The organism is Lutibacter sp. (assembly GCF_013041805.1).
Lineage (GTDB): Bacteria > Bacteroidota > Bacteroidia > Flavobacteriales > Flavobacteriaceae > Lutibacter.
The window spans coordinates 27,013-52,977 of record NZ_JABDRI010000094.1 but is presented as its reverse complement, the minus strand read 5'-3'; the positions used below and the strand labels follow the sequence as shown (position 1 = coordinate 52,977).

Annotated in this window: 26 protein-coding genes and 1 pseudogene; 21 read left to right on the top strand and 6 right to left on the bottom strand. The window is 30.2% G+C overall.

Going from position 1 to position 25,965, the window contains the following annotated elements; genetic code table 11:
* Positions 1-107: 107 nt before the first annotated feature.
* From panB to HKP59_RS11390, 4 genes and pseudogenes are all read left to right on the top strand, one after another.
* Positions 108-926 (top strand): 3-methyl-2-oxobutanoate hydroxymethyltransferase, encoded by an 819-nt coding sequence (panB, locus tag HKP59_RS11405; RefSeq protein WP_291806952.1) that lies wholly within the window; start codon positions 108-110, stop codon positions 924-926.
* Positions 926-1,858, top strand: a pseudogene (locus HKP59_RS11400) (2-hydroxyacid dehydrogenase); the annotation flags it as partial. The gene panB and the pseudogene HKP59_RS11400, both read left to right, overlap by 1 nt.
* Positions 1,832-2,272 carry a VOC family protein gene (locus HKP59_RS11395; RefSeq protein WP_291807021.1) on the top strand — a complete coding sequence of 147 codons (441 nt, stop codon included), beginning with the start codon at positions 1,832-1,834 and terminating at the stop codon, positions 2,270-2,272. The pseudogene HKP59_RS11400 and the gene HKP59_RS11395, both read left to right, overlap by 27 nt.
* 47 nt (positions 2,273-2,319) lie before the next feature.
* Positions 2,320-2,595, top strand: coding sequence for a TM2 domain-containing protein (locus HKP59_RS11390; RefSeq protein WP_291806950.1), 276 nt, complete (start codon positions 2,320-2,322; stop codon positions 2,593-2,595).
* A 4-nt stretch (positions 2,596-2,599) separates the two neighbouring features.
* Here the strand turns inward: HKP59_RS11390 and HKP59_RS11385 are convergent, their stop codons facing one another.
* From HKP59_RS11385 to HKP59_RS11375, 3 genes are read right to left on the bottom strand one after another with little or no spacing between them, the layout of a single operon-like run.
* Positions 2,600-4,435: a lysophospholipid acyltransferase family protein gene (locus HKP59_RS11385; RefSeq protein ID WP_291806948.1), complete on the bottom strand. Its 1,836-nt coding sequence runs from the start codon at positions 4,433-4,435 to the stop codon at positions 2,600-2,602.
* A 39-nt stretch (positions 4,436-4,474) separates the two neighbouring features.
* Positions 4,475-5,722 (bottom strand): aspartate kinase, encoded by a 1,248-nt coding sequence (locus tag HKP59_RS11380; protein ID WP_291806947.1) that lies wholly within the window; start codon positions 5,720-5,722, stop codon positions 4,475-4,477.
* A 1-nt stretch (position 5,723) separates the two neighbouring features.
* The gene (locus HKP59_RS11375; protein ID WP_291806945.1) at positions 5,724-6,203 is read right to left on the bottom strand and encodes a GNAT family N-acetyltransferase; all 480 of its coding nucleotides are present in this window, start codon (positions 6,201-6,203) and stop codon (positions 5,724-5,726) included.
* 123 nt (positions 6,204-6,326) lie between these two features.
* On the opposite strand from HKP59_RS11375, the gene fbp reads away from it, so the two are divergent.
* From fbp to HKP59_RS11360, 3 genes are all read left to right on the top strand, one after another.
* Entirely contained in the window at positions 6,327-7,349 is a 1,023-nt protein-coding gene (gene fbp, locus HKP59_RS11370; protein WP_291806943.1) for a class 1 fructose-bisphosphatase, read from the top strand.
* Between the two features lie 115 nt (positions 7,350-7,464).
* A complete protein-coding gene (locus HKP59_RS11365) occupies positions 7,465-8,073 on the top strand; it encodes a superoxide dismutase (RefSeq protein ID WP_291806940.1) in 609 nt (202 codons plus the stop codon).
* Between the two features lie 157 nt (positions 8,074-8,230).
* Positions 8,231-9,151 carry a DMT family transporter gene (locus HKP59_RS11360; protein WP_291806937.1) on the top strand — a complete coding sequence of 307 codons (921 nt, stop codon included), beginning with the start codon at positions 8,231-8,233 and terminating at the stop codon, positions 9,149-9,151.
* Between the two features lie 29 nt (positions 9,152-9,180).
* Here the strand turns inward: HKP59_RS11360 and HKP59_RS11355 are convergent, their stop codons facing one another.
* From HKP59_RS11355 to HKP59_RS11345, 3 genes are read right to left on the bottom strand one after another with little or no spacing between them, the layout of a single operon-like run.
* Entirely contained in the window at positions 9,181-11,382 is a 2,202-nt protein-coding gene (locus HKP59_RS11355; protein ID WP_291806935.1) for a B12-binding domain-containing radical SAM protein, read from the bottom strand.
* Positions 11,383-11,412: 30 nt separating this feature from the next.
* Positions 11,413-13,314, bottom strand: coding sequence for an amidophosphoribosyltransferase (locus HKP59_RS11350; protein ID WP_291806933.1), 1,902 nt, complete (start codon positions 13,312-13,314; stop codon positions 11,413-11,415).
* Between the two features lie 56 nt (positions 13,315-13,370).
* Complete coding sequence (locus tag HKP59_RS11345) at positions 13,371-14,297, bottom strand: PfkB family carbohydrate kinase (RefSeq protein WP_291806931.1); 927 nt, start codon at positions 14,295-14,297, stop codon at positions 13,371-13,373.
* 99 nt (positions 14,298-14,396) lie between these two features.
* Between HKP59_RS11345 and HKP59_RS11340 the strand changes: the two genes are divergently transcribed.
* The 14 genes from HKP59_RS11340 to HKP59_RS11280 all read left to right on the top strand — a co-directional run bounded on the left by HKP59_RS11340 (position 14,397) and on the right by HKP59_RS11280 (position 25,905).
* A complete protein-coding gene (locus tag HKP59_RS11340; RefSeq protein WP_291806928.1) occupies positions 14,397-14,819 on the top strand; it encodes a SufE family protein in 423 nt (140 codons plus the stop codon).
* A gap of 51 nt (positions 14,820-14,870) precedes the next feature.
* Positions 14,871-15,191, top strand: coding sequence for an iron-sulfur cluster assembly protein (locus HKP59_RS11335; RefSeq protein ID WP_291806926.1), 321 nt, complete (start codon positions 14,871-14,873; stop codon positions 15,189-15,191).
* Position 15,192: 1 nt separating this feature from the next.
* Positions 15,193-15,696 (top strand): DUF2480 family protein, encoded by a 504-nt coding sequence (locus HKP59_RS11330; protein ID WP_291807018.1) that lies wholly within the window; start codon positions 15,193-15,195, stop codon positions 15,694-15,696.
* A gap of 73 nt (positions 15,697-15,769) precedes the next feature.
* Positions 15,770-16,645: a DUF3078 domain-containing protein gene (locus tag HKP59_RS11325; RefSeq protein WP_291806924.1), complete on the top strand. Its 876-nt coding sequence runs from the start codon at positions 15,770-15,772 to the stop codon at positions 16,643-16,645.
* A 148-nt stretch (positions 16,646-16,793) separates the two neighbouring features.
* Positions 16,794-17,639 (top strand): DUF3078 domain-containing protein, encoded by an 846-nt coding sequence (locus HKP59_RS11320; RefSeq protein ID WP_291807015.1) that lies wholly within the window; start codon positions 16,794-16,796, stop codon positions 17,637-17,639.
* A 95-nt stretch (positions 17,640-17,734) separates the two neighbouring features.
* Entirely contained in the window at positions 17,735-18,838 is a 1,104-nt protein-coding gene (locus HKP59_RS11315) for a hemolysin family protein (protein WP_291806923.1), read from the top strand.
* A gap of 164 nt (positions 18,839-19,002) precedes the next feature.
* Positions 19,003-19,218: a 4Fe-4S binding protein gene (locus HKP59_RS12850; protein ID WP_363289226.1), complete on the top strand. Its 216-nt coding sequence runs from the start codon at positions 19,003-19,005 to the stop codon at positions 19,216-19,218.
* A 68-nt stretch (positions 19,219-19,286) separates the two neighbouring features.
* On the top strand, positions 19,287-19,865 hold the full coding sequence (locus tag HKP59_RS11310) for a ferric reductase-like transmembrane domain-containing protein (protein ID WP_291806922.1): 579 nt from the start codon (positions 19,287-19,289) through the stop codon (positions 19,863-19,865).
* Entirely contained in the window at positions 19,846-21,585 is a 1,740-nt protein-coding gene (locus HKP59_RS11305) for an FAD-binding protein (RefSeq protein ID WP_291806921.1), read from the top strand. Before HKP59_RS11310 ends, HKP59_RS11305 begins: the two co-directional genes overlap by 20 nt.
* Positions 21,586-21,720: 135 nt before the next feature.
* Positions 21,721-22,110: a hypothetical protein gene (locus HKP59_RS11300; protein ID WP_291806919.1), complete on the top strand. Its 390-nt coding sequence runs from the start codon at positions 21,721-21,723 to the stop codon at positions 22,108-22,110.
* Positions 22,111-22,291: 181 nt separating this feature from the next.
* Positions 22,292-23,041 (top strand): polyphosphate polymerase domain-containing protein, encoded by a 750-nt coding sequence (locus tag HKP59_RS11295; RefSeq protein WP_291806917.1) that lies wholly within the window; start codon positions 22,292-22,294, stop codon positions 23,039-23,041.
* 11 nt (positions 23,042-23,052) lie between these two features.
* Positions 23,053-23,655 carry a DUF4956 domain-containing protein gene (locus HKP59_RS11290; RefSeq protein ID WP_291806915.1) on the top strand — a complete coding sequence of 201 codons (603 nt, stop codon included), beginning with the start codon at positions 23,053-23,055 and terminating at the stop codon, positions 23,653-23,655.
* 26 nt (positions 23,656-23,681) lie between these two features.
* The gene (locus HKP59_RS11285; protein ID WP_291806912.1) at positions 23,682-24,389 is read left to right on the top strand and encodes a DUF2490 domain-containing protein; all 708 of its coding nucleotides are present in this window, start codon (positions 23,682-23,684) and stop codon (positions 24,387-24,389) included.
* A 97-nt stretch (positions 24,390-24,486) separates the two neighbouring features.
* Complete coding sequence (locus HKP59_RS11280) at positions 24,487-25,905, top strand: CotH kinase family protein (RefSeq protein ID WP_291806910.1); 1,419 nt, start codon at positions 24,487-24,489, stop codon at positions 25,903-25,905.
* The last annotated feature ends 60 nt before the right edge of the window (positions 25,906-25,965 follow it).

The window sequence follows — 25,965 nt, the reverse complement described above, 5'->3', positions numbered from 1 at the left end:
GAGATAATCATTTAAACTTATTTCAATAAAATGCATTAAAAATATATCTTTTACAAATAAAACTGAATTTTCATTACTTTTACCTTTTAAGAATTAAACATTAGCAAATGTCATCAGCAAAAAAAGATTATAAAAGAATTACAACTAAGACTTTAGTAGAAATGAAAAATAATGGCGAAAAAATTGCCATGCTTACCGCCTACGATTATACGATGGCAAAAATTGTAGACCACGCGGGTATTGATATTATTTTGGTTGGCGATTCAGCTTCAAATGTAATGGCCGGCCATGAAACTACCTTACCCATAACTTTAGACCAAATGATTTATCATGCAAGTTCTGTAGTTAGAGCTATTGAACGTTGTTTGGTAGTAGTTGATTTGCCTTTTGGTAGCTATCAAGGAAACTCTAGAAGTGCTTTGGATTCTGCCATTAGAATTATGAAAGAATCGGGTGGTCATGCTGTGAAATTGGAAGGTGGAAGCGAAATTAGCGAATCTATTTCTAGAATTTTAACTGCAGGAATACCTGTTATGGGACACCTTGGACTTACGCCACAATCTATCTATAAATTTGGAACCTACTCTGTAAGAGCAAAGGAAGAAGAAGAAGCTGAAAAATTAAAAGAAGATGCGCTTTTATTAGAGAAATTAGGTTGTTTTGCATTAGTTTTAGAAAAAGTTCCCGCTAAATTGGCAAAAGAAGTTGCTAAAAGTATCTCAATTCCAGTAATTGGAATTGGAGCTGGAAATGGAGTAGACGGACAAGTACTTGTAACGCACGATATGCTAGGTATGACACACGAATTTCATCCTCGGTTTTTACGCCGTTATTTAGATTTATATACTGAAATGAATACTGCTTTTTCAAATTATATTTTAGATGTAAAAAGTCAAGATTTTCCAAACGAAGAAGAACAATATTAATGAAAGTCCTTTTAATTGATAAGAATCATGAATTACTTAAAACTGGTTTAGAAAAACTAGGTTGTATTTGTGATGAAGATTATACTTCAACCAAACAACAAATTGAAGAAAAAATTCAAAATTATGAAGGAGTTGTTATTAGAAGTAGGTTTAATATTGATGCACAATTTTTAGACAAAGCAACCGACTTAAAATTTATTGCACGTGTTGGTGCTGGTCTTGAAAGCATTGATGAAACTTATGCTGCAATAAAAGGTATTCATTTAATTTCTGCGCCTGAGGGAAATAGAAATGCCGTTGGTGAACATGCGTTAGGAATGCTTTTAATGTTATTTAATAACCTTAAAAAAGCGGATCTTGAAATTAGAAATGGAAAATGGTTAAGAGAAGCAAATAGAGGTATTGAATTAGAAGGAAAAACCATTGGTATAATTGGTTATGGAAACATGGGAAAAGCCTTTGCTAAAAAGTTAAAAGGTTTTGACGTTGAAGTAATTTGTTATGATATAAAAGAAGGTGTTGGTGATGATAATTGCAAGCAGGTTTCATTAAGTGAACTTCAAGAAAAAACGGATGTTCTAAGTTTACATACGCCATATAACGCTTTATCACATAATATGGTAAATAGCTCTTTTATCAATGAGTTTAAAAAACCTTTTTATATTATTAACACTGCTAGAGGTTCTGCCATAGTTACGAACGATTTAGTGGATGCTCTTAAAAATAAAAAAGTATTGGGAGCTTGTTTAGATGTATTAGAATACGAAAAACTGTCGTTTGAAAATCTATTTGAAAACGAATCGTTACCAAAAGCTTTTGATTATTTAATTCATGCTGAAAATGTCTTATTATCTCCTCATATTGCTGGTTGGACTGTTGAATCCAAAATAAAACTAGCACAAACTATTGTTGATAAAGTTAATGTACAATTTTTTTCAAAAAAAGAATTAACCTCAAACGAAGAATTTAAACGAGTTACGGGCATTGGAGGTATATTTTTTAAAGCTAAAAACCCTCAAGAATTAAAAGATTGGTACAAAAAGCATTTGGGTTTTCACACTGATGATTGGGGCTGTACTTTTTGGTGGAAAGATGAAGAAAACAAAAAATCAAGTACCCAATGGAGTCCATTTAAAAAAGACACTACTTATTTTTCGCCATCGAAAAAAGACCATATGTTCAATTATAGAGTAGAAAATTTGGTTAAACTATTAGATGAATTAAAGAAAGAAGGTGTTGAAATTATTGGGAAAATAGAAGAATACGAATATGGTAAATTTGCTTGGATTTTAGATCCTGAAGGAAATAAAATCGAACTTTGGCAACCAATTGACGCTGCTTTATAAGATAATTTTATAGCTTTGTATTTCTGAATTTAAAACATAAATACAACATGGAAATTTTAGATGAAAACGGGAAAACCATTTCGAAAAGTAATGAGGAAAGTAAAAGAATTTTGGCTGGTGTTTTAGCCATATTACTTGGAGGACTTGCCATACATAAATTTATTCTTGGCTATACTAAAACAGGAATCATTCAACTAGTTTTAACATTTGCAACTTGTGGTGCTGTTGGACTTATCTCTTTAATTGAGGGCATAATTTACCTTACAAAAACAGATGAAGAGTTTATAAACACCTACCAAATAAACAAAAAAGAGTGGTTTTAAAGTATTAAAGTGGAGATGGAGTTTCATTAACTTCATCTTTGTTCTTTTCAATTTCTAATCGACTTTCAAGTTCTGCTTGAAACTCTTCCATAACTGGTTTTACGGTACTTTCAGGTATGTCAGCAACTCTAATATACATTAAACCATCTACGGCATTATTAAATTTTGGATCAACGTTGAACGCTACCAAACGAGCATTTTGTTTCACATATTTCTTTATCAAAACAGGAATACGTAATGCACCGGGCTCAATTTCATCAATTACCTTATCAAATTTATTCATATCTGCTTGGGTAGCATCAAATACAAAATCTTTATCCGCATCCTTTAGTTTAACTTTATATTCTTTTTTAGGATGAATATATTGTGCAATGTAAGGATCGTAATAATGAGATTTCATAAATTCAATCATCAAAGATTTTGAAAAATTTGAAAATTGATTGCTAATACTTACTCCACCAATTAAATATTTATATTCTGGATAGCGCAATGTGATATGAACAATTCCTTTCCATAACAAAAATAATGGCATTGGTTTTTGTTGATATTCTTTAATTATAAAAGCTCTTCCCATTTCTATAGAATTTTCCATCATTCCATAAAGCTCAGGCTCAAACTTAAATAGGGTTTGTACATAAAAGCCTTCTATTCCAAACTTTTTATAAATATTTTTTCCTAAACCCATTCGGTAAGCGCCAACTACTTGGTTAGCCTCCTCATCCCATAAAAATAAATGATGATAATAACCATCAAACTTATCCAAATCAATAGATTCATTCGTTCCTTCACCTACTTCTCTAAAAGTAATTTCTCTCAAACGTCCAATTTCAAACATAATATTTGGAATTTTTTTACTTGGAGCAAAAAACACTTCATAGTTTTTACTTTTAAGTAGGCGTCCATTATTATTTCTGAGTGCTTCCACTTCAAGAATCATTTTGTCAATATTTTTTTGGCAAACAATTTCCTTTGGTGACTTTGGTATTTTTAAAGAGGATGTATTTAACGTTTTTATTTCTTTTTCAAAAGGGTTTGCTAGCATATATGTTTTTCTACGAATAAAATCGCAAAAATCATAAGTACTTTTATATTCTTCTTGATCTTTTACATGAATAGGTTTTCCAATTCTTACCTTAATAATTCTTCCTTTTTGCGACAATAATTCTGAAGGTAGTTTTGCGGTTCTTAATTTACTATTTAATTTAGATAACACATAAAATAGGGGGCTGTTTTTTGCGTGAAAATAAATTGGAATTACAGGAACCTTAGCTTTTTGAATCAACTTTATTGCACCCTCTTCCCACGGTTTATCAACAATTAATTTACCATCTTTATATGTAGACACTTCACCTGCTGGGAAAACACCCAATGAATTTCCTTCTCTAACATGAGACAATGCATTTTTTATTCCTATTATACTAGATTGCTCATCCTTTCTATCTTCAAAAGGATTTACAGGCATAATAAAAGGTTGCATTGGCTCTATTCTATGCAGTAAAAAATTTGCGATAATTTTATAATCAGGTCGTTTTTCTATTAATAACTTCAACAATAAAATACCATCTATTCCTCCAAGAGGGTGATTAGAAACCGTAATAAAAGGACCCTCTTTTGGAATTCTTCTTAAGTCCTCTTCAGGTATTTCAAATTTAATTTGTAAATCATCCAACAAAGCTGTAAAAAAAGCAATATCTTTTAAATGTTTGTGCTTATTGTATATTTTATTAATTGTAGAAATACGTAGTAATTTCATGAGTAGCCACCCAAAAAATGTTCCAACAAACCCATATTTATCTAGGTTAATTACTTTTGCAATTTCTTTGGCTGATACTAGACTCATTCACTTCAATTAGTATGGGAATTACAAAAATACATAAAATTATTGCATAACTAGTTGGACCGTTCCTTTTGTTGCTTGCTTTAGCAGTATTCTCCCTTTTTGTTCTATTTCCTGAACTGATTCTTGAGTTGCGTGCCGAATGGTGTATAATGAAACATTTTCAGTGTAATTCAAATTGTATTTCAATTTCATTTCATTTAAAAACTGTTGAAAATTATGATAGTTATCTTCAATACAAACTGAAAAGCTTAAAGCTGAATTTTGAATAAGGTTTACCTTTAATTTATAGTTATGCAGTATCTTAAAAATATCGCTTAAATTACTTTCAACCATGAAGGAAAAATCTAAAGCGGCTATAGAAATTAATATTTGATGCTGTTTTAAAATAAAACAAGGTACTTCTGGGATTAATGAATGTCCCTTCCCTACTGTTGTTCCATTTTTAGTTAAACTATAAAAAGATCTAACATATAGAGGTATATTTTTATTTTCAAGAGGTTTTAATGTTTTAGGGTGAATTACAGATGCTCCATAAAAGGCCATTTCAATTGCCTCAGAATAAGATATTTGCTGCAACAATTCTGTAGTTTTAAAAAATCTAGGATCTGCATTTAAAACACCAACTACATCTTTCCAAATTGTTACGCTTTGTGCATTCAAACAATAAGCAAATATGGCTGCTGTAAAATCAGAACCTTCTCTTCCTAGCGAGGTTGTTTTTTGATTAGAATTTGACCCTATAAAACCTTGTGTAATGTATAGCTGTTCTGTATTAATTTTTGAAATTTTAACTGATGTTTGTTCCCAGTCTATTTTTGCGTCTCTATAACTAGAATCTGTTTTTATATAATCTCTAACATCAATCCAATTAGCATTTAATTTATGGTCATTTAAATATGCGCTTACTATTTTTGTTGAAAGCAATTCTCCATATCCAACAATTTGGTCGTAAATAAAATTATAATTAGTTGATTTATTATCGATTAAAAATCCTCCTAACTTTCCTAAAAGTTGCTCAACTTCCATATAAATTGGATGATTTTTAATTTCAAACAAATTGGAAATAATTTCTAAATGAAATTTTCTAACATCTTCTAAATGTTGTTCTAAGTCTGATGATTTATTATAATAAGAATCAATTATTTTTTCAAAAGCATTGGTCGTTTTCCCCATCGCAGAAATCACAATTAAGGTATTTTTAAACCCTTCATGTTTTAAAACGTTCAGCACATTTTTTACTCCTTCAGCGTCTTTGACAGATGCGCCACCAAACTTAAAAATTTTCATTTTAAAGTGTTTCTATATATTTTTTAATAGCATCTTCATTCATTTGTGCAGTATTCCAATCTTCTAAAACAACTGCACCAGTTTTTTTATAAAAATCAATGGCAGGTTTGTTCCAATCCAATACTACCCATTCAATGCGTTTTACCCCTTGATTAAAACCATATTCAATAACCTTGGCATATAAAGCACTACCAATATTTAAACCTCTTTTACTTTTTGTTACAATTAAATCTTCTAAATGAATTGTGGGCCCTTTCCAAGTAGAATATCTTGGATAAAATAATGCCATTCCTACAATATCATTGTCCATTTCGGCTACAAAAGTTTTAAATAAAGGAGCTGAACCAAAGCCATCTCTTTCTAAATCTTCTTTAGAAACTATAACTGCATCAGGTTCTTTTTCAAAATGAGCCAATTCTTTTATTAATTTTAAAACTGAAAACATATCAGTTTTTTTACCTTCTCTTATTTTAAAGCCCATTTCAATTAATTAATTATTAGTTTTAGCTAAAATAAAAATCTTTACTCAAAGTATCTGAAAAACAAATGTCTTTTTGAAAATTATTTTCTCGATATTTGTAAAAACAAACAACTACATACAAGTATGCCAAACAAAAACCTTACTTTAGGAGAGTTTATAATTGAAAACCAAAAACACTACAAATCTACATCAGGAGAGTTTAATCGTTTAATCAGTTCTATTAAGTTAGCTGCTAAAGTTGTAAATTATAAAGTTAACAAAGCAGGACTAGTTGATATTACTGGTGATGCAGGTGATACAAATATTCAAGGAGAAGATCAACAAAAGTTAGATGTTTATGCAAATGATGTGTTTATGCAAACACTTATAAACAGAGAAATTGTTTGTGGAATTGCGAGTGAAGAAGAAGATGAATATGTGACAATTAAAGGAAAACATGGAACAAACGAAAACAAATATATTTTATTAATGGATCCATTAGATGGATCTTCAAATATTGACGTGAATGTATCTGTTGGAACCATTTTTTCAATTTATAGACGAGTAACACCCATAGGCACACCTGTTGAAGAAGCTGATTTTCTGCAAAGAGGTAGTCAGCAAGTAGCGGCTGGTTATGTTGTATATGGAACTTCAACTATGCTTGTTTTAACTTCAGGTCACGGGGTAAATGGTTTTACATTAAATCCTGCAATTGGTTCATTTTATTTATCGCATCCAAATATGCAATTTCCTGAAATTGGAAAAATTTATTCTATAAACGAAGGAAATTATGTACACTTTCCGCAAGGAGTAAAAGATTATTTAAAATATTGCCAAGAAGAAAAAGAAAATAGACCTTACACTTCAAGATACATTGGATCTTTAGTTTCTGATTTTCATAGAAATATGATTAAAGGTGGAATTTATTTATATCCAACAAGCACTAAAAGTCCACAAGGAAAATTGAGATTATTATATGAATGTAACCCTATGGCTTTTTTAGCTGAACAAGCTAATGGAAAAGCAAGCGACGGTTATATGCGAATTTTAGATATTAAACCTACAGAACTACATCAACGTGTTCCTTTTTTCTGTGGAAGTAAAACAATGGTTGAAAAAGCTGAAGAATTTATGGCAAAATACCCAAAAGATGCCGATTATTAAGCATCAAAATAACTATTAACAATAACACTATAAATACATTCGATTTTTAAGGTTTTTAAGAATGATCTTCATTCTTTATCTTTGAAATAAATTTAATTAAACTAAAACTACAATTATGGCTTTTGAATTACCAAAATTATCGTACGCTTACGATGCGCTAGAACCACATATTGATGCAAGAACAATGGAAATACACCACACAAAGCATCATGCAGGATATACCAACAATTTAAATAATGCAATTGCAGGTACAGATTTAGAAGGAAAATCTATTGAAGATATTATCACGAATTTAGATATGAATAATGCTGCTGTTAGAAATAATGGCGGTGGATTTTGGAATCACACCATGTTTTGGGAAATTATGAATCCAGAAGACAAAGGTTATTTGTCTGGAGAATTAAAAGATGCAATTATTGCTCAATTTGGTTCTGTTGATGCGTTCAAAGATGTTTTTGCAAAAGCAGCAGCAACTAGATTTGGATCAGGATGGGCTTGGTTATGTGTTCATAAAGGTGGAAAACTTGAAGTATGCTCTACGCCAAATCAAGACAATCCATTAATGCCAGGTGTTAGCTGTGAAGGAACTCCAATTTTGGCTCTAGATGTTTGGGAACATGCATATTACTTAAACTACCAAAACAGAAGACCTGACTATATCAATGCATTTTTTAGTGTGATAAACTGGAACGAAGTAGAAAAGCGTTACGCTGAAAATAAATAATAGTTACTACTACTAACTAAGAAAACAAAAACCTGCTAAAAGCAGGTTTTTTCTTTTTATTACAATATCGCTAGTATGCATAATATATTTTGTAGCGATTACCTTTTAATAATCCGTTTTAAGTACATTAGCATCTCAAAAGTTAGTTATATTTATTATGTTAACATCCCATTTAGGCGAATTATTTGCTTTATTAACCGCCTTTTTTTGGACAACTACTAGTTTATCATTTCAACAAGCAACTAGGAGAGCCGGATCACTTTCAGTAAATGTACTTCGGCTAATTGTTGCATTTTTTATCTATGGAATAATTTCATTTTTTACTAGAGGGTTATTTTTTCCAATAGACGCTACTACAAGTCAATGGATTTGGATGTCAATTTCTGGATTGGTTGGATTTGTATTTGGAGATTATTTCTTATTTAAATCTTATGAGTTAATTAGTGCGCGAATTTCTATGCTAATTATGTCACTAAGTGCTCCTATTGCTGCTTTTATAGGTTGGTCAATTTTAGGGGAAACTATGAATTTTATTTCATTAGTAGCGATGTTTATTACCATTGTTGGAATTATGATAGTGATAACTGAAAAAAAGAAATTAGACGATGAAAAGTTAAAAAAGCAACGAAAAAAAATTCAATTTTCTTTCTCTCCAAAAGGAATGCTATTTGCATTTTTTGGTTCAATTGGTCAAGCAACAGGTTTGGTTTTAAGTAAATACGGAATGAAAGATTACAACGTATTTGCAGCAACTCAAATTAGAATAATTGCAGGGTGTTTTGGTTTTGTATTGTTAATTTCAGTTATAAAACGTTGGCCAAAAGTAAAAGAAGCGGCTACAAACTCCATTTCTATGAAATTTATACTACTTGGTTCTATATTTGGTCCTTTTTTAGGTGTTTACACTTCTTTACTTGCGGTAAAATATACAACCGTTGGAATTGCATCTACAATTATGGCTATTATACCTGTTTTAATTATTCCACCAGCAATTTTGATTTATAAAGAAAAAGTAACCTTAAAAGAAGTTATTGGTGCATTTATAGCGCTTGGTGGAATTGTCTTGTTTTTTGTTTAGAAAATTTTGATTTTTTCAGCTTAAATTTTCTACAAAACCAATAAACCATTTTTTCTTAACAATTGAATTGGCTTTGAGCACCAAAACAATTCAAAGTTTTCGAAATAATTTTCAAAATCTGATTTTAATTCTGAAAAAGTAAATGAATTTGAATGCGAAATAGTTAACTTTTCTAAACTATATAAGAGCCACTTCCCTTTTTCTTCTTCCAAAGAAATCGTAAAACTATCATAATTTTCATGAAATGTCAGTTGAAGCATTTGCTTCGTTTTTCCTCTTTTAGATTTTGTGATATTTAACACGTTTGGTTCTGCTCCTAACCAATAAATTTTAGTTGATGATTTGATTTCTAAACTATCTTCAATTTCTAAACAGTTACTTATAAAATAAGGATGAATTGTTGTTTTTGGAATTTTAAATTCAAACCAATCCTTAAGTGGTAATTCAAAACCAATTCCGTGCATAAAATTATAGATAGATTTCTTTAAACCAAAACTAAATAAATCATGATTTATACCTGTTTTATCTTTAAAATCAACATCATTATTTGCAAAAGTAATATTTTTATAGTCGGGCATAATTCCATATTCTTGTGGTTTTAAGCCAATTGGACTGTGTGTTGTTAATGCAAACTGATGCCAAAAACCAGACTGAATACACCCTAATTCAAACAATTGCCTCACCATTTCTAAACTATCAATAGTTTCCTGTACTGTTTGTGTTGGAAATCCATACATTAAATACGCATGAACAATAATACCTGCTTCCGTAAAATTATGGGTTACTTTAGCTACCTGTTCAACTGTTACTCCTTTTTTTATTAATTCTAATAATCTATCTGACGCTACCTCTAAACCGCCGGAAACAGCAATACAACCTGATGCCTTTAATAACGTACATATGTCTTTAGTGAAGCTCTTTTCAAACCGAATGTTTGTCCACCAAGATACTGTTAAATTTCGCTTAATTATTTCTATTGCCAATTCTTTCATTAAAGCCGGTGGTGCAGCTTCATCAACAAAATGAAAACCATTTTCTCCAGTTTGAGTAATCATTTCTTCCATTCTATCAACCAATAGTTTAGCCGCAATTGGTTCATATATTTTAATATAATCTAACGAAATATCACAAAAAGTACATTTCCCCCAATAACATCCGTGAGCCATTGTTAATTTATTCCAACGTCCATCACTCCACAAACTATGCATTGGATTGACAATTTCTATTACCGAAATATACTTGTCTAGTAATAAATCTGAATAATCTGGCGTACCAACGTATGCTTGCTTATAATCATTTTTTAGGGAAGAATTATTATAAACTACTTCTGAATTTTCAAGTATAAAAGTTCTTTTAAATAAGTTATAGTCTGGATTGTTAGGTGTTCCATCCAGTACATTAGAGAATACTAATTCTATTGGTAATTCTCCATCGTCTAGTGTTATATAATCAAAAAACTCAAACACACGTGTATCAGTTAAAGTTCTCAATTCTGTATTTGGAAAACCACCACCCATTGCAATTTTAATATCTGGATAGTTACATTTAATGAATTTAGCACAACGAAAGGCGCTGTACAAATTCCCTGGAAATGGAACTGAAAAACAAACCAATTTTGGCTGAACTTCTTGTAATCTTTCTTCTAAAATTTTTAAGGCAATTCTATCGATAAAAGAATTCTTTCCTTGTAATTTGTTGTACAACTCATTAAAACTGTTGGCACTTTTTCCTAATCGTTCAGCATATCTACTAAATCCAAAATTGTCATCAATACATTCCACAATAAAATCAGATAAATCTTCCAAAAATAAGGTTGCTAAATGTTTCGCTTTATCTTGAATTCCCATAGAACCAAAAGCCCAATCTAAGTCGTCTAATTGTTCAAATTTAGAAGCTTGAGGTAGAAAATTTTCAGTACATATTTGACGAGCAAATGTTTGATTTTTTCCTTGTAAGAAAGAAATAATAGCATCTATATTTTTTAAATACTCACTTCTTAAGGCAAAAATTCTTTGTGCATTACTGGACAGGATTTTATTATTTTCAATAGCAGTATCAAATATATGTTGAAGTTCTTTTTTAGAAAAAAGTTTCAAAATAACTTCAATTCCCAAATCTATTTGAAAAGAACTGATTCCTTTTGTATTTAAAAATCCTTTTAAATAAGCCGTCGCCGGATAAGGCGTATTTAACTGTGTAAATGGCGGCGTAATAAAAAGTATGTCTTTCAAAATTATTTCAAAGTTATTTTTTAAATGAAGCTAATATGCTCTTTTATCATTTCCTTCATAAAAATTAATAAAAGCATCATTTACAACACGGTTACCTCCTGGAGTTGGATAATTACCTGTAAAATACCAATCACCTAAATGATCTGGACAAGCTTTGTGTAAATTTTCTACGGTTTGAAACACAATTTCAACTTCAGCATTGATGTCCTCTGTTTTTAGCATTGAAGCGATCTTATCTGAAATTTGAACATTTGAAAAAGGTGCATAAATTGCTGTTACAGCATTCTCAATTTCGGTATCTTCTAATTTTTTTTGAGCTTTACAACTCGCATACACTTCTTCAACAATAGCATATTGTTTCGTATCTTTTAATAATTCTAGTGCCGCTCTAAAAGCAATAAAATCACCCAATTTCGCCATATCAATTCCGTAACAATCTGGATATCGAATTTGAGGAGCTGATGATACTATTACGATTTTTTTAGGGTGCAGTCTATCTAAAATTTTAATAATACTTTTTTTCAAAGTAGTTCCTCTAACAATACTATCATCAATAATTACTAAATTATCTGTTGGCTGAACAATACCGTAGGTAACATCATAAAGATGAGCAACTAAGTCATCTCTACTCGTATCGTCTGCAATAAACGTACGTAGTTTAGCATCCTTAATAGCTAGCTTTTCAACACGCGGCCTTTCAGATAAGATTTCCTTTACCTTTTCAACAGATAAGCTTCGTTGTCCTTTTAAAATAACTTCTGCTTTTTGTTGATTTAAGAAATCTTCAGCAGCTTCTCGCATTCCATAAAATGATGTTTCTGCAGTATTTGGAATATATGAGAAAACTGAATTTTTAATGTCATTATTAATTTTATCTAAAATTTGAGGAAAAACAAATTTTCCCAAATTTTTACGTTCTGTATAAATGCTAGCATCACTTCCTCTAGAAAAATAAATTCGTTCAAATGAACAAGATTTTTGAGGCAACTGTGCTACAATTTTATTGGTAGAAATTTTACCGTTTCGTTTTATAATTAAAGCATGACCTCTTTCAATTTCCTTAACATCTTCAATAGCTACATTAAAAACGGTTTGAATAACAGGGCGCTCTGAAGCTACCACAACAACCTCATCATCTTTATAATAATAAGCTGGTCTAATTCCTGCAGGATCACGCAAAACAAATGCATCTCCATGACCTAGCAAACCAGCCATTGCATAACCTCCATCCCAGTTTTTGGCAGATCGCTTTAGAATTTTTTTAATATTGATTTGTTCTTCAATTAAGGGTGAAGCTTCCTTTTTATTTACACCCTTCTGTTTTTTAATCTTCACATATAAATCTGCCACTTCATCATCAATAAAATGACCAATTTTTTCCATGACAGTTACCGTATCAGTCATTTCTTTCGGATGCTGCCCAATTTCAACCAAATCGTTAAATAAACGTTTGGAGTTGGTCATATTAAAATTACCTGCCACTAGTAAACTCTTATGCATCCAGTTACTTTGACGTAAAAATGGATGCACACTTTCAATACTATTTTTACCAAAAGTACCATATCGGACATGGCCTAAAAATAGATTTCCTAAATATGGTGCATTATTATTTAGCCATTCAACATCATCAGCTTTCTCAGGAAAAGTTTCATTTAACGTGTTTAAACGTTCATTTATTTGTGCAAAAATATCTTGAATTGGTTGGCTGGCATTTGAGCGAACACGGCTAATATATCTGGTACCTGGAGAAACATCAAATTTAATACTTGCTAAACCTGCACCATCCTGACCACGATTATGCTGCTTTTCCATTAATAAATACATTTTATTTAAACCATAAAATGCACTTCCGTATTTATCCTTATAATATTGCAAAGGTTTTAATAATCGAACCATTGCAATTCCACATTCGTGTTTAATAGCGTCACTCATAGTTATTGTTTTCGAAGTAAATTTAAAAAAAAATTCCGCACGCTGGCGGAATTTTATTAAGTTAACTCAATATCAAATTGTGTTAAAAGTTTAAATTGTAATAACCTTTTTTGTATTTCATCATCTGAAAGGTTTTCCATACGCTCAGTACCAAATTTTTCTACACAAAATGAAGCTAAATTTGAACCTGAAATAACAGCTCTTTTCATATTATCAAAAGAAATATCTCCAGATTTTGCAATATGTCCAACAAACCCTCCTGCAAAAGTGTCACCAGCTCCTGTAGGATCAAAAACTTCTTCTAATGGAAGTGCCGGAGCAAAAAATACATCGCCGTTATTAAATAATAATGCGCCGTGCTCTCCTTTTTTAATTACCACAAATTTTGGTCCCATCTTATGAATTTTTTGAGCTGCTTTCACCAAAGAATATTCTCCTGAAAGCTGACGAGCTTCTTCATCATTAATGGTAATCACATCTATTTTTGCAATAACTTCCATCAATTCATCTAAGGTATTATCCATCCAAAAATTCATAGTGTCTAAAACTACTAATTTTGGACGAACAGGTATTTGTTTGATCACAGACATTTGCACTGCTGGATGTAAATTACCAAGCATTAAAAAATCCGTGTCTTTAAATTCTTCAGGAACAATAGGATTAAAATCAGCCAACACATTTAAATCTGTGATTAAAGTATCACGGGAATTTAAATCGTTATGATAAACACCTTTCCAAAAAAATGTTTTACCATCTTCAATAATTTCAATACCTTCTGTATTGATATTTTTTGCATTTAGTTTTTCCAAATATTCTTTTGGAAAATCACCTCCAACTACAGATACAATTCCAGATTTAACGCCAAATTGTGAAGCTGATAACGAAATATAAGTTGCAGCGCCACCTAAAATTTTATCTGTTTGACCAAACGGAGTTTCAATAGCATCAAAAGCAACCGTACCAACAATAAGTAATTTATTCATAAGTATATTAAATTCTTAGCACATCTAAAATGCTTTATTTGCATTTATATTTTTTTTAAACAGAAGATGTGGTTATTTTTGCAAAAATAAGTTTAAAAAATGACTATCAAAGAAATACAAGAAGAAATTATAGACGAGTTTTCAATGTTTGAAGATTGGATGGAACGATATGAATATATTATTGAACTTGGGAAATCGCTACCACTTATTGAGGAAACGTTTAAATTAGATGAAAATTTAATTTCCGGCTGTCAATCAAAAGTATGGCTACACTCTGAAATTGAACATGAATCTCTAAAATTTACTGCTGATAGTGATGCTATTTTAACTAAAGGAATTGTAGCAATCTTACTTCGAGTATTTAACAATCAAAAACCGGCTGATATTTTAAGCGCAGAACTATACTTTATTGATGAAATTGGTTTAAAAGAACACTTATCCCCTACAAGAGCAAATGGCTTAGTTTCTATGATTAAACAAATTAAATTATACGCTTTAGCATTTCAGTCGAAATTAAGTTAATTCATGTATATTTGCACTTATTTAGAATCAATATAAACAGAGTTTATTGAAATGAGTAGTGAACGCGTAGAAGAACTAGGTATTAAAATAGTTGAAGTTTTAAAATCCATTTATGATCCTGAAATCCCTGTGGATATCTATGAATTAGGATTAATTTATGATGTGATGGTTAGTGATAATAACGATGTTAAAATTTTAATGACACTAACATCTCCAAATTGCCCAGTTGCAGAAACTTTACCTGTAGAGATAGAAGAAAAAGTAACAACTTTAGAAGAAGTAAAAAGTACTGAAGTTGAAATTACTTTTGACCCTATTTGGACACAAGATATGATGAGTGAAGAAGCTAAATTAGAACTTGGATTTCTTTAAAATGCCTGATGAAATTATAAATAGAGTTGCTAAAAGCAAGTTGCAAACAATTGATCTTGAAGAGTTTTATCCACAAGGGAAAAGAACTATCCTTGACATTAAAAACTGGTTGTTTGAAGAATTCATTTTAAAGGAAATAGCGTTTCGGGAACATTTAAAAAATCATGATTGGACTCAATATGAAAATAGTTTTGTAGCGCTTACTTGTAGTAGTGATGCTATAATTCCATCGTGGGCATATATGCTTATTACAACCTATTTAACTCCATTCGCAAAAAAAATAGTTGTTGGGAATTTAAAAGACCTAGAAACTTCTATTTTTTATGACATTATTCAGTCTTTTCCTCTTGAAACATATACCAATAAACCTGTAATTATTAAAGGCTGTTCAAGTAAACCTATTCCTGAAACAGCTTATATTCAGTTGATTGAAAAATTACAACCCGTTGCCAAATCAATCATGTTTGGTGAAGCATGCTCTACAGTACCCTTATTTAAAAAATAAGTTAAAAAACTATAATTTTATTTTTATAATCGTTTTATGTGCTATAAATTTGCTCGCTTAATTTTTAGGCGGCATGAAAACGAAAGAATTATTACTACTTATTATTATTCTACTGAACTACGCTACTTTTTTTTCACAAGAAAAAAAAATAGTTAAACAAGGATGGGTAAAAAGTGGGAATATTTCATTTATTTTTAATCAATCTGCTTTTAATAATTGGGTTGCTGGTGGTGATAATACAATTGCTGGAAATGTTAGTTTAAATTATAAATTTAATTTTAGAAAAGGAAATACTACTTGGAAAAATAATATTATTAGTTCATATGGTTTAACCAAAAGTAAAAATAATGAATTTGAGAAGAAAACAGATGACCGATTTGAACTAAATTCCCTTTTAGGTATTAATGCCGACAATTACTGGTACTATTCTGTCCTCTTCAATTTTAAAACACAATTTACTAAAGGGTTTAAATATTTTAAAACGGATCAAGGAATAGAAGATAGAAGAGAACATACTAACTTTTTCTCTCCAGCTACTTTCTTATTAGGTCCTGGGATGCTTTGGGAGAAAAGTGAAGATTTTAAATTTAATATTGCTCCCGCAACGACTAAACTAATAATTGTAGATAAAAATTTTACTTTACCTAATGGTGAATACTTTGGTGTAGAAGAAGGTAAAAGCACCAGGCTCGAACTTGGCTTTAGCGCTACTGGATATTTAAAAGTTGAGTTAATGGAAAATATTTCGGCAGAAAATATAATTGCTTTATACTCTAACTACTTAGAAGATCCTCAAAACTTAGATTTAGATTACACCCTAACTATATTTATGAAAATTAATAAATATTTTACTACAAATTTTATTTTTCAAACCATTTATGATGATAATGCTTTTGAGGGATTCCAACTTAGAGAGGTTTTTGGCTTTGGGGTTAAATATGATTTTTAACTTTTGAAATAATTTTCAATTCACTCTAAAATAATTTTTTTACTTATTTATAAATCAGTATTTTAGTAATTGAAAATTAATAACATTTTTAAACGTTATTAATATTAATTAATATACTTTTGCAAACTTATTTTAAAAACAAAACATGATGAAAAAAATTACTTTATTACTTATTGCAATATTATCTTGTACGCTGTCTTTTGCGCAAGATAACGAAGAGGGACCAAAAGATGGATGGGTAAAATCAGGAAACATCTCATTCCTAGTAAATCAATCTGCTTTTAATAATTGGATTGCTGGTGGGCAAAGTAACGTAACTGGTACTGTTGGTTTAAACTACGATTTTAACTATAAAAAAGGTGATTTAAATTGGGATAATAAATTAATATTAGCATTTGGACTGACTAAAATTAAAGGAGAAGATGTTCAGAAATCTGATGATAGAATTGAATGGAACTCTTTAATAGGGAAAAAAGCTTCAGGTAATTGGTTTTATTCTGCTTTTTTAAATTTCAAAACTCAATTTGCTGATGACTTAGATAGTGATACAGATGGGCCTACTAAATTTTTATCTCCAGGTTATTTGCAGTTTGGACCAGGTATGTTATGGAAAAAGTCTGATAACTTAAAAATTAACTTTGCTCCTGCAACTGCAAAATTAGTAATTGTAGACAAAAATTTAACCTTACCTAACGATGCTTATTTTGGTGTTGAAGAAGGAAAAAGTACACGTTTTGAATTTGGAGCAGCAATTGGCGCTTATGCTAAATTTAATTTGATGCCAAATGTAAGTATGGAAAATATCTTAAATTTATATTCAAACTACTTAGAAGACCCACAAAATGTAGATTTAGATTACACTATGAATATTGTAATGGCAGTAAACAAGTACTTGTCTGCTAACCTTAGTTTTCAAACAATTTATGATGATAATGCGTTTGAAGGATTTCAAACAAGAGAAGTTTTTGGCTTAGGTGTTAATTACGGGTTTTAATTTCAAAAAATATATCCTAACAAAAAGATGCTTTACATAAAGCATCTTTTTGTTTCATATAAATTAGTTATTTTAGCAATTAAACATCTATTAAAATGTCGTTATTAATACTTTACGCTACCGTTTCAATTTTGTTCTCTTTCATTTGTTCCATCATGGAAGCTGTATTACTTAGTATTACTTCAACTTTTATTTCAATAAAAAAGCAAGAAGGGAAAAAATTTGCGTTAACACTTGAAGACTTAAAGAACGACGTTGATAAACCTTTAATCGCTATTTTAACTGTTAATACAATTGCACATACGGTTGGAGCAATTTTAGTTGGAGTTCAAGCTGAGACATTAGATATTAAAGTAAACATACTTGGTGTAAATATTGTAGGTATAGTATCAGCAATTATGACTATATTAATTTTAGTTGTTTCTGAAATAATACCAAAAACAATAGGGGCAACGTATTGGCAACCGCTTGCAAATATTACCTCAAAAGCATTGATTTTATTAATTTTTCCTTTAAAATGGACAGGTATTCTATGGCTTTTGCAACTAACAACAAAATTAATTGGTGGTAAAAGTGTACACGGTTCTGTATTTAGTAGGGAAGATTTTCATACTATGACTGATATTGCTCAAGAGGAAGGTGTTTTTGAAGAAAATGAAAGTGCTATTATTAAAAACTTACTTACATTTAAAGATGTTCAGTCAAAAGATATTATGACCCCTAGAACAGTTATGATTACAGCTTCTGAAGATGAAACAATTCAAGTTTTTTTTGATAAACATCCCAAACTTCAATTTTCTAGAATCCCCATTTTTAAAACTAGTCCTGATAATATTACTGGTTTTATTTTAAAAGGTGAAGTTTTAGAAGAAATTATTAACGGAAATGGAAATAAATCACTTTCTAATATTAAACGAGAAATTCTAGTTACTAATAGAAATTTACCTATCCCTGATTTATTTTCAAAATTTGTAGCAAAACGAGAACATATAGCTTTGGTTGTTGATGAATATGGTACAACAAGCGGTTTAGTAACTATGGAAGATGTTATTGAAACACTACTTGGCCTTGAAATAATGGATGAAAGTGATAATGTTGAAGATTTACAAAATTTAGCTCGTAAAAATTGGGAGGTAAGAGCTAAAAAAATTGGACTTCTTATTGATGAAAAAAAGGAATCAAGTCCTGACGAAGATTAATATCAATCTTTTCTAAGTCTTAAAATATCATTTTTTTAATTTTTATTCGTTGTTAAAATTATCTCATTTATTGATTCTTTAACTCAACTCATTGATTCTTTTTTAATATAACTAGCATAGAGCATTACTTTGTTATCTAAATTGAGACTAGAAAACAAGGAATCATGGCAATTAAAAGTATTAACGGTTGTATAGGGTGCGAAGAGTGTATTAAAAGCTGCCCTACTGATGTAATCAGGTTGAATCCTGATTCAAAAAAAGCTGAAATTTTATTTCCTGAAGATTGTCAAATCTGTCATTTATGCAGAATGTATTGTCCAGTTGATGCGATAACAATCACACCAGAAAAATCCATTCCAGTAATCGTTTCATGGGGCTAATTATGAAAAAGAAACGACACATATTCCGACTTATAATACTCACAATCCTTTTTATAATTGTACCTATATTGCTTTATTATATATCAGAATTTCCTAGAAGAAATTCACTTAAGGAAATCTTATCAATTACTACTATTGTAGGATTTACTTTGCTCGTTTCACAATTCTTTTCAACTAGAATGAATAGAAAATTAGTAAAAGATATTCGAATGGTAAATGTGCTTAAAATTCATAAAATAGTTGGATATGTATTTATTTCAATATTGTTATTGCATCCTTTCTTTATCATAGTTCCAAAGTTTTTCGATAATACAGTTACACCTACTGATGCTTTTTATAGGTTGATAACAACCTTTAGTAGCGCAGGTGTAATTTTAGGGTTAATTGCATATACTAGCATGGTCATTTTAATAATTACTTCTTTCTGTAGGTTCAAATTGAATTTAAGTTACAGAATCTGGAGAAGTTTACATGGTTATTTTACACTACTTTTTATAGTAACAGCCACTTGGCATGTGATTAATATAGGGCGACATAGCAATACCTCTTTCTCAATTTACTATTTATTAATAGTTGTTAGTGGTATTTTCTATTTGCTAAAAACCTATTTTTTTAAAACTTCAAAAAATGAAAAAATCAACAAATAATCTCTCAAGAAGAAAATTTATAACCTTAGCAGGAGGCGCTGCAAGTTTTGCCGCTATTTCAGCTATGGGAGTACCTTTAGACTGGGCGCTAAATGAACCTGAAATAGATATAGATAGTTTAGAAAGTGATAAAATAAGTACCGATGTACTAGTTATTGGTGGTGGAATGGCAGGACTTTTTGCGGCTGTAAAAGCGCACGATGCCGGTGCTAAAGTATTAATGGTTTCCAAAGGAAGATTGGGTGCTTCGGGTCAAACGCCTTTTGCCAAAGGAATTTTTGCTTACGATCCAAAAAAAGAAAAATTAAGTATTGACGAATTTACTGAAGCTGTTTCTAGATCAGCATTAGGAACCAATAATACGGTTTATACTAAACAATTGGCAGAACATTCATTAGATCGGGTTAACGAATTAAAAGAATGGGGGTTTTTTGATTCTACATTGTACAACAAAAGTTTTAGTAAACCCATAAATGAACGCAATATTCCGCTACAGGAACGAATTGCAATTACTCATTTAATAAAAGAAAACAACAAAATTGTAGGGGCTGCGGGTTTTAGTATTGACAAAGAAAAAGTGATTTTTTATGAAGCTAAAAGTGTTATACTTTGCACTGGCGCAGGGGGGTTTAAACCTAATGGTTTTCCTATTTGCGACTTAACACATGATGGAACCATAATGGCCTACAATATTGGTGCAAAAGTTACAGGTAAAGAATGGAATGATGGTCACCCAGCTAGATCTGAAAATGCCGCTGCATGTTATAATGGTTGGGGAGATATGTTTGAGAAAAAACCTGAAACTACTAGTATTGAAATTCGTCATGATTTAGGCGTTGATATGAATTACACCGCCTATATGACTGGTGGTTCTGCGCAAATCGGACCTCCAAGAATGGGAAAACAGGATACAGTAATAGCAGGAGGACCCTACAAACCTGAAGAATTTAATAAAGCTAGTAGCCGACCAGGTGGAGAAGAAGACGATAATAAAAGACCTCCAAGAAAAGACCGTGAAGGAGGTCCTCCAGGAATGGGAGGTAGTGTAGTTGGAGGTTCTTCAGCAGGAATGTCAATTCACAAGGCTGAAGGCCTGGTTCCTATAAATGATAAATGTGAATCTAATATTCCAGGGTTATATGCTGCAGGAGATGCTTTAGGATCTTATATGGCAGGAGCAATTTATACACAAATAGGTTCATCGTTAGCTGGTTCTGCAGTACAAGGTGGAATTGCTGGTGAAGCAGCTGCGATTTATAGCAAAACAGTTGAAAAATCTTCTATTTCATCTTCAAAAATAAATGAAATTCAAGAAGAAATATTAGCCCCTTTAAAACGAGAAGCAGGTTATAGTCCGGCTTGGGTAACACAAACCTTACAAAGCATTATGATTCCTAATTTTATCATTTACATAAAAAAAGGAAATTTATTAAACGCCGCTTTGGCCTATATTGAAGAATTAAGAGATCATCATGTACCCATGTTACGAGCTGCTAATATGCATGAACTCCGCTTAGCACATGAAACGGCAAATATGATTACTACGGCTGAAATGAAATTAAAAGCTTCTATCATGCGAACAGAAAGTAGATGTAGTCACTATCGATTAGATTACCCCGAATTAGACAATGAAAACTGGAAAGCGTGGATTAATATATTTAAAGGAGAAGATGGCACGATGCAGTTCGAAAAACAACCTTTTAATAGTTGGCCTGTATAATTCCAAAAATACAGTTGTTATTAATTATACTTATTTGGTTGATGAAAACTCTCTGAACATTGATTGTTATTTTTAATTATTCAAAACTTACTTTTCTTTGTTTCATAATTTAATAACCTTTTAAAAATTAAAAAAATGAAATTAAAAATAAACAAGATTTGGAAAACGTTAGCAGTGGTATTGGTAATTACAACATCTGCATGCGGACAACAAAGAGGTGGACAAAGCGGACCTCCAGCATTACCAACAGCTAAAAAAATTAATACAATGGTTAGTGATTTATCAGACGACCTATTATTATCAGATGAACAGGAAACTCAAGTATTGGAATTATATACTAAACATTTTGAAGAAGTGGAAGATAAAACAAGTTCTAGAAAACCTGATAGAAATGAAATGGAAGCTTTAAAAAACTCACTTGAAAACGATATTAAAGCGTTATTAACAAATGATCAAAAAAAATTATATACAACATATTTAAAAAATAATAGTTCTAAAAAAAGAGAAAAAAAAAGAAAGAATTAATTAGGTTTGTTTGTTTGGTTAACTAGCCGCTTATCATAAATTAATAGTTTGTGTATAAGCGGTTTTTTTCAACTATTCACAAAAAAATCTGCAACTAATAGAAACTAATTCATAGATAAAACTTCCCAGTTCATTGATTTGTTTTCCAATTACTATCTAAACGTAGTTTATTTGTTCCATCATGAAAGAACAACTATCACATATTATAAATAATTTGGAATCTATTTCTTTAAAAGAAATGGATAGTGTTTCATTAATGAAACGAACAGATACCAAATTTGTAATTCACGAAAAAAAATTAATTGAAGTTTTAGAAACTATTAAAGATCAATACAAAGTTCTTCAAATTAATGAAAATAGAATGATGACTTATTCATCACTATACTTTGATACGGAAGATAAAAAGTTTTATAATGATCATCATAATGGAAAAATAAACAGAACAAAAGTTAGAATGCGAAAGTACGTTGAATCTGACATTTGTTTTCTTGAAATTAAACAAAAAGACGGTAAAGGAAAAACCGCAAAATCCAGAATTCAAATTAAAGACTTTGAACCAAATTTACCAAAAAGCTTAATAGATTTTATAGAAAAAACCACTTCAGAAAAAATGAAGTTAAAACCTATTATTTGGAATAAATTTAATAGAATAACCTTAGTAAATATTAAAGTAAAAGAAAGACTTACAATAGATTTAAATCTTCTCTACAAAATGAACAAGTCTGAAAAATACTATTCAAATTTAGTAATTATTGAAGTAAAACAAGAGCGTTTTAATAGAGCTTCTCCTGTTGTAAAAGCACTAAAAAACAAATGTATAAACCCATATAGTATTAGTAAATATTGTATTGGAATGACACATATTTATCCACAATTGAAATACAATAGATTTAAAAGAAAACTTATCAAAATTAATAATTTAACAGCTTAATACCTTTACAAATGGAATTTTTAGACATACCTCTTTTTGACGATGATTTTTTAAAAATGATTTTTAGATTTTTTATCAATTTTATATTTTTAACTTTTATAATACGTTTCGTTTATTATCCATATTCTAAACGTAAAGATTACGTGTTTACTTATTATTTAATCAGCGTTATTGTATTTTTTCTATGTTTTACATTAAAAAAGTATGAACTAGATATTGGGATGGCTCTTGGATTATTTGCCATTTTTGGAATTATTCGATACCGAACAGATGCTATTCCTATAAAAGAAATGACCTATTTATTTGTGGTTATTGGTGTGTCAGTAATTAATTCTTTGGCCAATAAAAAAATGAGTTATGCTGAAATTTTAGGAGCCAATACAATTATCATTATCATTCTTGTACTTATTGAAAGGTATTGGGCTTTAAAACAAGAAGAATCAAAATCTATTGTTTATGAAAACATTGAAAACATAAAGCCTGAAAATTACGAAATACTTAAAAGTGATTTAGAAAACAGAACCGGTTTAGAAATTAATAATATTACAATTGGTGATATAGATTTCTTACGAGATATCGCTAAAGTTACCATTTTCTATTTCAAAGGAAAATAAAATTAACCTCCAAAACACATCAATAAATGGCAACTAAAATAAATAATTCAACAGTTTTACTTTCAATCCTTTTAATTGTAATAATTACAAATTTTGGATATTCTCAAAATAGTGATTTGGCCAATTGGACAACCATTGCATTGGAATATAAATTAAATAAAAAGTGGAATTTTGGTATTGAAGAGCAGCTTCGTTTAAAAGAAGATATTTCTACAATAGATAAATATTTTACACAACTTAATGCCGAATATTCAGTTTCTAAAAAATTTACACTTGGGGCTGGAATAAGATATATTAAAGAAAATGATACTGAAGGAAATATTCAAGGATACGAAAATCATTTTAGATTTAATGCAGATGCATCATACAAACATAAAATCAACGATTTCACACTTAAATATAGGTTTCGTTATCAAAATAAAAATGAATTAGGAGTAAGTAATTCTGAAGGAGATTATGCCAATCAGCATATTCGTTTTAAAACTGCAATTGACTACAACTTTAAAAATTGGAAATTAGACCCTGAATTTTCTGCTGAAATTTTTAATCATTTTGAAGAAGGAGAAAAAAATGGATTTGATAAATATCGTTTGACTTTAGGAACCGATTACAAATTTAAAAAATTAGGTAAAATAAGTTTGTTTTATCGGATAGAAAAAGAGCTTAACAAAAGTATTCCAAAAACAACGAATATAATTGGTTTAAAATATACGTATACTATTCATAATAAATAAATCATTATTCGTTGATAAAAATCACTAATTCGTTGATTTTTATTTCAAAAACTATCAAAAATATGGAGCTTCGTCTCAAATAAAAAAACAATAAAAAATGAAAACATCAATTTTAAAAATCTCAACAATTGTAAGTATGCTTTTTCTAGTAGGTTACTTATTTATAAGCTGCTCAGATGATGATTCAATTTCAGAAACAGAAGTTGTAAATACAGATACAGATGTAGAAGTTATAGATTCAGATTTTGTAGCTACAGATTGGACAACTGAAACTCACAGTAAAGATGCAGACCCAAATTTCACAGAAGTATTTGACGATACAGCTGTAAAACGATTGGATTTTGTAATATCAGAAAACAATTGGGCAGCTATGTTAGCCGATATGACTGACTTATACGGAACATTTGGACGTTCAAGTGGTTCTTTTAATTCTGATGATGAGGATCCTATTTTTGTCCCTGCATCTGTTTTTTACAAAGGAATTGAATGGTATAAAGTAGGTTTACGATTTAAAGGGAACTCTAGTTTGGCAAGTGCTTGGGGATCAGGTATTTTAAAACTTTCATTTAAAATGGATTTTGATGAATTTGAAGATGATTATCCGCAAATTGACAACCAACGTTTTTATGGTTTCAAAAAATTTAGTTTAAAGAACAACTATGATGACAGCTCATTTTTAAGAGAAAAAGTAGCTGCAGAAGTTTTCCAAAATGCAGGATTGGCTGTTTCAAATACGTCATTTTACACATTATATGTTGATTATGGTGATGGACCTCAATATTTCGGATTGTACACTTTGGTTGAAGAAGTTGATGGAACAGTATTAGATACACAATTTTCAAGTGATGATGGTAATTTATACAAGCCTGAAGATTACGGGTCAAGCTTTGCAGAAGGCACTTTTAATGAAGACGGTTTTGAAAAGAAAACAAATGAAGACGAAGCAGATTGGTCAGATATTGAATCCGTTTTCACAGCTTTACACAGTGATACAAGAATAACAGACCCTGAAACATGGAGAGCTGGTTTAGATGCCGTTTTTGATACTGATGTTTTCTTGAATTATTTGGCTGTAAATACAATTATTCAAAATTGGGATACGTATGGAGTTATGGAACACAATTATTATTTATACAATAATCCAGACAACAGTTTACTTACGTGGATCCCTTGGGATAATAATGAAGCACTTCAAGATGGAAAAATGGGTGGCTCTTTAAATTTAAATTTTTCAGATCTATCAGGAGATTGGCCATTAATTGAATATTTATATGAAGATGACGTTTACAAAGCTAAATACAATGAATATGTACAAGCTACTATAGATGGCCCATTTGAAACATCTTATATTCAAGGAGTTTATGACACATATGCTGCTTTGGTTGAGCCTTATGCAACAACAGAAGTTTCAGGTTTCACATTTCTAAATAGCAGTAGTTCATTTTACTCCGCAATTACAACTTTAAAATCACATGCTTCAAGTCGAAGTACAGCAGTTAATAACTATTTGAATTAGTTTAAGTTTGGTATATTTGTTCGTGCTTCTAATATAGTTGCACGGACAAATTTTATCAAT

What these genes read in the sequence shown, in the direction of transcription:
- HKP59_RS11375 (WP_291806945.1), bottom strand. Translation starts at nt 6,203, where the DNA reads ATGGGCTTTAAAATAAGAGAAGGTAAAAAAACTGATATGTTTTCAGTT.
- HKP59_RS11300 (WP_291806919.1), top strand. Translation starts at nt 21,721, where the DNA reads ATGAAATTAAAAATAAACAAGATTTGGAAAACGTTAGCAGTGGTATTG.
- HKP59_RS11345 (WP_291806931.1), bottom strand. Translation starts at nt 14,297, where the DNA reads ATGAATAAATTACTTATTGTTGGTACGGTTGCTTTTGATGCTATTGAA.
- HKP59_RS11330 (WP_291807018.1), top strand. Translation starts at nt 15,193, where the DNA reads ATGCCTGATGAAATTATAAATAGAGTTGCTAAAAGCAAGTTGCAAACA.
- HKP59_RS11315 (WP_291806923.1), top strand. Translation starts at nt 17,735, where the DNA reads ATGTCGTTATTAATACTTTACGCTACCGTTTCAATTTTGTTCTCTTTC.
- HKP59_RS11295 (WP_291806917.1), top strand. Translation starts at nt 22,292, where the DNA reads ATGAAAGAACAACTATCACATATTATAAATAATTTGGAATCTATTTCT.
- HKP59_RS11385 (WP_291806948.1), bottom strand. Translation starts at nt 4,435, where the DNA reads ATGAGTCTAGTATCAGCCAAAGAAATTGCAAAAGTAATTAACCTAGAT.
- HKP59_RS11365 (WP_291806940.1), top strand. Translation starts at nt 7,465, where the DNA reads ATGGCTTTTGAATTACCAAAATTATCGTACGCTTACGATGCGCTAGAA.
- HKP59_RS11325 (WP_291806924.1), top strand. Translation starts at nt 15,770, where the DNA reads ATGAAAACGAAAGAATTATTACTACTTATTATTATTCTACTGAACTAC.
- HKP59_RS12850 (WP_363289226.1), top strand. Translation starts at nt 19,003, where the DNA reads ATGGCAATTAAAAGTATTAACGGTTGTATAGGGTGCGAAGAGTGTATT.
- HKP59_RS11305 (WP_291806921.1), top strand. Translation starts at nt 19,846, where the DNA reads ATGAAAAAATCAACAAATAATCTCTCAAGAAGAAAATTTATAACCTTA.
- HKP59_RS11285 (WP_291806912.1), top strand. Translation starts at nt 23,682, where the DNA reads ATGGCAACTAAAATAAATAATTCAACAGTTTTACTTTCAATCCTTTTA.
- HKP59_RS11350 (WP_291806933.1), bottom strand. Translation starts at nt 13,314, where the DNA reads ATGAGTGACGCTATTAAACACGAATGTGGAATTGCAATGGTTCGATTA.
- HKP59_RS11280 (WP_291806910.1), top strand. Translation starts at nt 24,487, where the DNA reads ATGAAAACATCAATTTTAAAAATCTCAACAATTGTAAGTATGCTTTTT.
- HKP59_RS11320 (WP_291807015.1), top strand. Translation starts at nt 16,794, where the DNA reads ATGAAAAAAATTACTTTATTACTTATTGCAATATTATCTTGTACGCTG.
- fbp (WP_291806943.1), top strand. Translation starts at nt 6,327, where the DNA reads ATGCCAAACAAAAACCTTACTTTAGGAGAGTTTATAATTGAAAACCAA.
- HKP59_RS11390 (WP_291806950.1), top strand. Translation starts at nt 2,320, where the DNA reads ATGGAAATTTTAGATGAAAACGGGAAAACCATTTCGAAAAGTAATGAG.
- HKP59_RS11360 (WP_291806937.1), top strand. Translation starts at nt 8,231, where the DNA reads ATGTTAACATCCCATTTAGGCGAATTATTTGCTTTATTAACCGCCTTT.
- panB (WP_291806952.1), top strand. Translation starts at nt 108, where the DNA reads ATGTCATCAGCAAAAAAAGATTATAAAAGAATTACAACTAAGACTTTA.
- HKP59_RS11340 (WP_291806928.1), top strand. Translation starts at nt 14,397, where the DNA reads ATGACTATCAAAGAAATACAAGAAGAAATTATAGACGAGTTTTCAATG.
- HKP59_RS11380 (WP_291806947.1), bottom strand. Translation starts at nt 5,722, where the DNA reads ATGAAAATTTTTAAGTTTGGTGGCGCATCTGTCAAAGACGCTGAAGGA.
- HKP59_RS11335 (WP_291806926.1), top strand. Translation starts at nt 14,871, where the DNA reads ATGAGTAGTGAACGCGTAGAAGAACTAGGTATTAAAATAGTTGAAGTT.
- HKP59_RS11290 (WP_291806915.1), top strand. Translation starts at nt 23,053, where the DNA reads ATGGAATTTTTAGACATACCTCTTTTTGACGATGATTTTTTAAAAATG.